We start from the raw sequence: 537 nt of genomic DNA on the forward strand, positions 1-537 counted from the left end.
TAAACTCCTGAGGTTTGATGTTCATTTCAAACTCAACCTCTATCAAATCTATATTTTCTTCCAAGGTTACAATCGGCTGTACTTTGTTTCCGAAAACCAATTGCTGTCCGTTATAATAGAAGTACTCTCCGTATCTCTTTGCCAGTCTTTTGATAAACTGGTAATCCGATTCTTTGTACTGAACCGTGTACGGAAGGGTATATTTGGTATTAGGATTTTCTACCAAAACTTTGGCTTCTTCAGGATATTCCGAAACGGATTCTTTTATGATTTGTTCTAAGGTTTTATTCTCAAAACTTTGGCAGTCTTTTCCGTTTTCAAGCAAAATACTTGGGGCATAACCTGTGATGAAAAGTTTTCCGTATCCGTTTTCCTTTTTGTTGCGGATATTGGCGATTACTCCGGTAAACAGTTGCTTTACACTCCCAAAACGGTGTAGATTGATGGTAAGATTTTTACCCAAAACCGTCTTAGAATTTTCCATCACATATCCTTCAAAACTATCCAATGCATCATCCGGAACTATTATCGTAAAGC

The 537-nt window shown here is 37.1% G+C and carries 1 protein-coding gene; it reads right to left on the reverse strand.

Going from position 1 to position 537, the window contains the following annotated elements:
- A partial coding sequence (locus OH806_RS16550; RefSeq protein ID WP_264744786.1) for a phage late control D family protein occupies nucleotides 1-537 on the reverse strand: 537 nt, incomplete at both ends.

Source organism: Chryseobacterium oryctis (genome assembly GCF_025971925.1).
Lineage (GTDB): Bacteria > Bacteroidota > Bacteroidia > Flavobacteriales > Weeksellaceae > Chryseobacterium > Chryseobacterium oryctis.